The sequence below is a fragment of the Eudoraea sp. genome (genome assembly GCF_049665975.1).
GTDB lineage: Bacteria > Bacteroidota > Bacteroidia > Flavobacteriales > Flavobacteriaceae > Eudoraea.
In genome coordinates, this window is record NZ_JBATGR010000039.1 from 1 (window position 1) to 7,819 (window position 7,819).

Below are 7,819 nucleotides of genomic sequence, written 5' to 3' on the forward strand. Positions count from 1 at the left end.
ATATTGGATAATAACCGGCTGGTGGTTGAGGTTAACGAAAAGGTAACTCAACTTGATGAAGTTGTGGTGAGTCCGGAAAATCAAAAGAAATTCCTCGAACTTCAAAATGAGGATTTTAAAAAGTTTGAATATGAGACCGATCAGACTACCGAAGTTGTAAATATTGCCGAGGATAAAATAACACGGGGCATATTGAAAGATGGGATTAATTTTGTAAACATATTTAAGGCCCTTGTAAATACCAAAAAGGATGAAACTGTTGAGGATAAAAAACCATTAAAAGTTAGCGAAGTATTGCGTTTGGTTTATGACGATGAATTTTTTGTTTTAGATCTGAACATACCTCAGGATCAGATAGATGCTTTTTTAATCTATTGTGATGAAAAAATACCACCTCGCTCATTAATGCAAAAAGACAATGAATTTGAACTCATTGATTTTCTGGTAACCCAAAGTAATATCTTTCTAAAACAGATGAATGCCGAGGAATAAGAAATTTTTCCTGATTTTTTTTCTGGTTGTAATAAATGCTTCTGCGCAATCTTTTTTTTTCAGGTTAGAAGGAAAAGTTACCAGCATAGATAAGGGTGTTCCCGATGTTCATGTTATGAATACCTCTGCCAATAGAGCTACTATTACCAATGCAGATGGGCTTTTTTCAATTTCTGCTAAACTTAATGACACCATCCTGTTTTCTGCAGTTCAGTATAAACGTAAAACCATGGTGGTATCCAGAGCAATGTTGGAAAGCAGCTCTATAATTGTACCATTAGAGGAATTTATTAATGAATTGGATGAAGTGGTTGTCAGGCCTTACAACTTATCAGGTGACCTTAGCCGGGACATGAATATTCTAAAGACTGAAAAGGTATATGTAGCATCTACCTTAGGACTGCCCAATGCCTACGTAAAACCAATAAGCCAGGCTGAACGCAAGCTTAATGAAGCAACCACAGGAGGTGGAATAGTTCCTTTGAATCCTATTATGAATGCCATTTCCGGCAGAACAAAATACCTGAAAAGAGTATTGGCTACGCAAGAAAAATATGCGCGCACAATTAGGGTGAGGGAGTATTATGCCGATTCTTTATTTGTTAAGTATCTTAAAGTACCAGAGAACAAAATAGAGGACTTCATGTATTTTTGTGAAGTGGATACTACTTTCAGTACTGTAGTAGACAGTCGCGATAAACTTAAAATTTGGGAGTACCTTAAATTGCGCAGCACTGCTTATTTGAAGGAGGCTGAAGAAGAGTAATTTGTACCCATGGCACGAATCTTGCAAAAAGTAAATTATGAAACTACCTGGAACACTTTTTTTACGATATAGTGTCTTAATAATACTAGTGCCTCTTTTTGCATTTACACTAGTGCATAAGTTTTACGTGAGCGTAACTAATATTCAGTATTCCGAAGAGGATAATTCTCTTCAAATTACCAGCCGTATTTTTATTGATGATCTGGAAAATGTGCTTGAAGAACGCTATGGTGTTAAAATGAATCTGGCTACTGAGAAAGAATCTAAAGAGACAAACCATTATGTTGAAAAATATATGAGGTCTAAATTGGTTTTTAGTGCAGATGGTAAAGACAGGGCTTTTGTGTTTTTGGGAAAGAAATACGACAATGATTTAATTATTTGTTATTTGGAAATCGAAGATATTGATCTTCCTGAACTAAAGACTATCGAAGTTGAAAATGATATACTTACAGATATGTTTGAAGAACAACAAAATATAATCCATTTTAGATTTAATGGTAAAAAGAAAAGTTTTGTATTGGTTAAAGGAAATAATAAAGGAATGTTAAACTTGTAACATTTTGAACTACAATTAGTTGAAAAATTCTAAATTCGCCAGTTCTAATAAGAATTCAACTACATGAAGAAATTAAATTGTTCCCTCACATTCTTATTGTGTTTAACTGTTACTTTGGGTTTTGCACAGCAGGAAATTAAAAAAGAAAGAGAACCAGGTCATTCTAATCAAAGCAAATTTAAACAGCTCTACGAGGAATTTGCAACTCCAAATACATACAGGTCTGCTTCAGGAACTCCGGGTCCTGATTATTATCAGCAACAGGCAGATTATAAGATAGATCTTGAATTAGATGATAAGAATGCCAAAATTTATGGTGAAGAAACCATTACTTATTTCAACAATTCACCAGATGATTTAGAATACCTATGGCTTCAGTTAGATCAGAATGTAAGAGCTAAAGATTCAAAGTCTCCTTTGAGAAATGAAAGTGAACTATCCATTGCCTATAGTTCGGAAAATTTTGTAAAGAAACTAATGCCAAAAGTTTTTGAGGGAGGTTTTAATATTGAATTTATCAAAGACACCAATGGTAAAAACTTACCATATACTATAAATCAAACAATGATGCGGATTGATCTTCCACAGGTACTTAAAAGCGGAAGTCAGGTTTCATTTTCAATAAAGTGGTGGTACAATATTCCTGATCATACAATAGACCGGGCCAGATCTGGTTACGAGTACTTTGCCAAAGATGGGAACAGGTCTTATGTAATTGCTCAATTTTTTCCAAGGATGGCTGTCTATAGCGATGTTGAGGGATGGCAGAATTATCAGTTCTGGGGTAGGGGAGAGTTTGCCCTGCCTTTTGGAGATTATGAGGTAAATATTACAGTGCCCGCGGATCATATCTTAGATGCTACCGGGGAATTGACTAACAGGAAAGAAGTATTTTCCAAGGAAATGATGCAGCGATATGAGCAGGCCAAAAAGTCTTATGACAAACCAGTTTTGATTGTGACCCAACAGGAGGCGGAGAATGCTGAAAAAGAGTTTTCAGAGGATAAAAAGACCTGGAAATTTAAGGCTAAGAATGTCAGAGATTTTGGATTTGCCACTTCCAGAAAATTTATTTGGGACATGCAAGCTGTTAAAATTGGGAACAAAGATGTAATGGCTGTTTCCTTGTATCCCAAGGAAGGCAATCCGCTATGGGAAGAATTTTCCACCCGAGCTGTGGCCAGTACCTTAAAATCGTATTCAGCACATACTTTTGATTATCCTTATCATAAGGCAATTTCTGTACATGCTAAAAATCAGGGAATGGAATATCCTATGATTTGCTGGAATTACGGTAGGCCAGATGAAAATGGAAGCTATTCAGATCGTGTTAAATTCGGGATGATAAGCGTTATTATTCATGAGGTTGGACATAATTTTTTCCCTATGATTGTGAATTCAGATGAACGACAGTGGGGATGGATGGACGAAGGCCTTGATACCTTTATGCAGTACATAGCCGAACAGGAATTTGGTGAAGAATTTCCCGAAGTTATCGCCCCAAACAAGGCTTATCCCTCTAAAAGAGGAGCTCCTTCCAAGATAGTGCCTTACATGAGTGGGGATCAATCTACAATATCACCCATAATGTCTAATCCGGAAAATGTATACCAATTGGGACCTAACGCCTACGGTAAACCTGCAACGGCTTTAAATATTCTCCGTGAAACTATAATGGGTAAAGAATTGTTCGATCATGCCTTCAAGACCTATTCACAAAGATGGAAATTTAAGCACCCTACTCCCGAAGATTTCTTTAGGACTATGGAAGATGCTTCGGCAGTAGATCTTGACTGGTATTGGAGAAGCTGGTTTTATACCACAGATTATGTGGATATTGGTGTCAAAGGAGTGAAAAAATATTATGTTAGCGATAAGCCATCAACAAAAATGAGGGATTATATGATTTCTAGAGGTCTCACAGAAGCGAATTTTCCTCCATTGGTCTACCTTGTAGACGAAGAGAGTGAGGATTTTGAAGAAAGCCTTAAGGGTAGAGCACCTATAGAAACTTCACAAACCTTGAAGGAATACATGATGGATAATATGACGGCACAAGAACGTTCTCAGATTGAAGAACCAAAGTATTTTTATGAGGTTGTTTTTAATAAACCCGGAGGAATACCAATGCCTATTATTGTTGAATACACCTATGCCGATGGTTCTACAGAAAATGTCACTTATCCACCACAAATTTGGAGAAAAAATGATCGGGAATTTAAACGAGTTATTTCTTCTGAAAAAGAACTTGTGGGTATTGTAGTAGACCCAAAATCTGAGACTGCGGATATTGATGCAAGTAACAACTCCTGGCCTAAAAAAGAACAGAGATCTGAATTCGATCAGTTTAAACTAAATATCAAAGGAAAGTAATAATTTCTCCGGGAAAAAGTTATAGTCCTGATGTAGTACATCAGGACTTTTTTTATTTGACGCCTAAACTTCATTATATTTGTAGTATGCTTGCGACCGTAGTTTTATTTATAAGTGGAGCCGAAATATTTTTTATCATGTTTATTGTGGTAATGGTATTTGGGGCGGATAAAATTCCAGGAATTGCCAAAGGACTGGGTAAAGGGATGAGGCAATTAAGAGATGCCACCGATGATATTAAGAAGGAAATACAAAAAAGCGCGGAAAAACAGGGAATTGATACCAGTTTTACGGACGATATAAAAAATGAAATTGACAAAGTAAAGAAAAATGTTGACGACGTAACCGGTAGTATTAAGCGCAAATAAGTGGAGCTATGCTCAGACAGCTTCTGGAATGGGATAGAAGTACATTAGTATATTTAAATAATCTGGGAACAGAAGATTTTGATTTATTTTGGCTTGTAGTTACCAATATCAATTCATGGATTCCTCTTTATATCTTACTTTTCACATTAATTTTTCTGAAATACCCAAAAAAAGAAGCTCTTTTCATTACATGTACAATAGTCCTGTTGTTAATTTGCGTTTTAGGTCTTACCGATTTAACCAAGACTTATTTTGAACGACTCAGGCCTAATAACGACGAAGAAATAAACGGTATTATCAGAGTTTTATATAATGCCCCTGGGTATAGTTTCTTTTCTGGCCATGCTTCCTCTTCCTTCTCATTAACTACGATATCTTTTTTGTTTCTTAGGAAAAAGGTTTCAATTATTTGGTTGCTTTTTGTTTGGCCTTTTTTATTTGCCTATAGCAGGATATATGTAGGGGTCCATTATCCTTTAGATCTTATTATTGGTGCACTAATAGGTATTCTTTTGGGCTTTTTGTTTTACCTTTTTTATCGTAGGTCTATAGAACCCTACATAGTGTAAGTCCATCTCGAACAGACAATATAACCGTTTCTACTCTTGAATCGTTTTTTAGTTTTTTGTTGTAAGCCAGAAGGTTTCGGGTTACCATATCTTTTTTATCCAAGGGTTCAACTACTTTGCCGGACCAGAGGACATTGTCTGTTAATATAATGCTTCCCTGTCTTGTTTTTTCAATTACGGCTTCGAAATAGGCATCATACATCTTCTTTTCGGCGTCAATAAAGACCAGATCAAAAATCTGGTCCATTTCAGGAATAATTTTTAATGCGTCACCTGTATGTTGTATTATTTTATCCCCAAATTCACTTCGGTCAAAATATTTACGCTGTATCTCCGAAAGTTCTTCATTGATGTCTATAGTATGCAATACCCCCTCATTTGTCAACCCTTCTGCCAGGCAAATTGCTGAATATCCCGTGTAGGTACCAATTTCCAAAATTCTACCGGGTTGAATCAACTTAGAAAGCATACTAAGAACCCTGCCCTGATAGTGCCCTGTAATCATTCTGGGTTGCACTACCTTTAAATGTGTCTCACGGGTTAATTCACGTAAAATATCGGGCTCATTTTGAGAATGAAGTGAGATATAGTTTTCTAGAGCCTCCGGAAGAAAATGCATAAATCCTTTTTGGTAAAAATATGGATTTATATATTATCTTAGGCTTAATAATAGGTGCTATAAGCATGGGTGACATAACCATTAGGACGGCTACATTATCTGATTTGGATGTTCTTTTAGCTTTTGAACAGGAGTTGATTAAGGCAGAAAGGCCATTTGATAAAACCATACGAAAGGACCCTGTATGTTACTATGATTTAAAAGGGATGATTTTAGACAATGAAGTTGCTGTTATTGTCGCAGAGTTAAATAACACTATAGTTAGTTGCGGTACCGCGGTTATTAATAGAGCAAGATCTTATTTAAATCATAAAGAGTATGCCAATTTCGGCTTTATGTATACCCTTCCTGAATACAGGGGTATGCGAATTAATAAAATGATTTTGGAGTCTCTTAGGAAATGGGCACAATCAAAAGGATTTAAAGAAATTCGTCTTACCGTCTACTCAGATAATATTTCTGCTATAAAAGCTTATGAGAAAGCAGGATTTGTAAGTCATATCATAGAAATGAGAATACCGGAGGACTAAGCATGGAATAGATAATTTAATCAGTACTATCTTTTATATGGATATTGTATTTTTGACAAAAAATTAGCCATGTCATTTCAAAATACATTGTCCTGCGCCAAGGAATTGGATATCAATGATCCTCTTAGAAAATTCAGGGATAAGTTTTTCTTTCCGCAATTAAATGGCAAAAATGTAATTTATTTTACAGGGAATTCTTTGGGCCTTCAACCTAAGAATTCACAAGATTTTGTGGATGAAGTAATGGACGATTGGAAGAATTTAGCTGTAGAAGGTCACTTTCATTCAAAGAAACCCTGGTGGGACTATCATGAAAGATTAGCAAAACCATTAGCCAAGATAGTTGGAGCTAAACCAGAGGAGGTATCTGTTATGAATACCCTTACAGTAAATCTGCATCTTTTAATGGTTTCTTTTTACAGGCCAGAAAAAAAACGTTACAAAATAATATGTGAAGAGAAAGCTTTTCCATCAGATCAGTATATGCTTCAAAGTCAGGTGCGTTTTCACGGTTTTGATCCAAAAGATACTATAGTAGAAGTACGAAAGCGGCCGGGCGAACATCACTGGCATACCGAAGACGTTGTTGAAAAAATTAATGAAGTAGGAGATGAGTTGGCGTTAGTACTGCTGGGGGGGGTAAATTACTACAATGGTCAAGTCTTTGATATGAAAACCATAACCAGTGCAGGCAAAGCTGTAGGAGCTAACGTAGGATGGGATCTTGCTCATGCCGCTGGGAATATTGAATTAAAACTACACGATTGGGGCTGTGATTTTGCAGCATGGTGTAGTTATAAATATATGAACAGCGGGCCCGGGAATGCTTCCGGAGTCTTTATTCACGAAAGGCATCTCGATCAGGATAAAATTATAAGATTTGAAGGATGGTGGGGCACCAAAAAAGAGACACGTTTTTTAATGAAACAAGAGTTTGAACCTATTGCTACCGCAGATGCATGGCAGTTGAGTAATCCTCCGGTATTGGCACTAGCCCCATATCTCGCTTCATTAGTCCTCTTTGAAGAAGTAGGAATGAATGCTTTGATTGAAAAACGAAACAAAATTGTCTCATATCTTGAATTTATCCTGCACGAAATTGATAGTGAAGTGGATAGTAGTTTTGAAATTATTACACCTAATGAAAGAGGATGTCAATTATCTGTTTTGATCCACGGCGAGGGTAGATCTTTGTTTGATTATTTGATGAAAAATGGGGTGATTACTGATTGGCGGGAGCCTAACGTCATAAGACTTGCTCCGGCACCATTTTATTGTAGTTATGAAGATATGTATAACTTCGGACAAATTTTGAAAAAAGGAATATTGAGTAAGAGTAGAAATGCCAAGACCTGATTTTTTAGCTTTCTAAAATGGTGGTTTAAAAATGTTTTCCAAAGTATTTTAATGTAAATCAATGAAATTAGAGCATGTAGCCATATGGACCAAAAAGCTTGAATTGCTTAAGAATGTCTATGTTAGCTATTTTGGAGGTAAGGCCAATACCCTGTATTATAATCATACCAAAGGGTTTCAGAGTTAC

At 36.1% G+C, this 7,819-nt stretch carries 9 protein-coding genes; 8 read left to right on the plus strand and 1 reads right to left on the minus strand.

Features of this window, described 5'->3' with window-relative positions; translation table 11 throughout:
• The 6 genes from WBN20_RS01625 to WBN20_RS01650 all read left to right on the plus strand — a co-directional run.
• Positions 1-492 (plus strand): hypothetical protein (locus tag WBN20_RS01625; protein ID WP_424280465.1); only part of this gene is annotated, 492 nt, incomplete at its 5' end.
• Positions 479-1,258, plus strand: coding sequence for a carboxypeptidase-like regulatory domain-containing protein (locus WBN20_RS01630; RefSeq protein ID WP_424280466.1), 780 nt, complete (start codon positions 479-481; stop codon positions 1,256-1,258). The genes WBN20_RS01625 and WBN20_RS01630, both read left to right, overlap by 14 nt.
• A gap of 37 nt (positions 1,259-1,295) precedes the next feature.
• Positions 1,296-1,817, plus strand: coding sequence for a DUF6702 family protein (locus tag WBN20_RS01635; protein ID WP_424280467.1), 522 nt, complete (start codon positions 1,296-1,298; stop codon positions 1,815-1,817).
• A 63-nt stretch (positions 1,818-1,880) separates the two neighbouring features.
• Complete coding sequence (locus tag WBN20_RS01640; RefSeq protein ID WP_424280468.1) at positions 1,881-4,190, plus strand: M1 family metallopeptidase; 2,310 nt, start codon at positions 1,881-1,883, stop codon at positions 4,188-4,190.
• Between the two features lie 86 nt (positions 4,191-4,276).
• Complete coding sequence (locus WBN20_RS01645; RefSeq protein WP_424272973.1) at positions 4,277-4,558, plus strand: Sec-independent protein translocase subunit TatA/TatB; 282 nt, start codon at positions 4,277-4,279, stop codon at positions 4,556-4,558.
• Between the two features lie 8 nt (positions 4,559-4,566).
• Positions 4,567-5,127 (plus strand): phosphatase PAP2 family protein, encoded by a 561-nt coding sequence (locus WBN20_RS01650; RefSeq protein WP_424280469.1) that lies wholly within the window; start codon positions 4,567-4,569, stop codon positions 5,125-5,127.
• Here WBN20_RS01650 and WBN20_RS01655 read toward each other — a convergent pair.
• Entirely contained in the window at positions 5,105-5,746 is a 642-nt protein-coding gene (locus WBN20_RS01655; protein ID WP_424280470.1) for an O-methyltransferase, read from the minus strand. The genes WBN20_RS01650 and WBN20_RS01655 overlap by 23 nt on opposite strands.
• A 20-nt stretch (positions 5,747-5,766) precedes the next feature.
• On the opposite strand from WBN20_RS01655, the gene WBN20_RS01660 reads away from it, so the two are divergent.
• Positions 5,767-6,276 (plus strand): GNAT family N-acetyltransferase, encoded by a 510-nt coding sequence (locus WBN20_RS01660; protein WP_424280471.1) that lies wholly within the window; start codon positions 5,767-5,769, stop codon positions 6,274-6,276.
• A 69-nt stretch (positions 6,277-6,345) separates the two neighbouring features.
• On the plus strand, positions 6,346-7,632 hold the full coding sequence (kynU, locus tag WBN20_RS01665) for a kynureninase (protein ID WP_424280472.1): 1,287 nt from the start codon (positions 6,346-6,348) through the stop codon (positions 7,630-7,632).
• Positions 7,633-7,819: the final 187 nt, after the last annotated feature.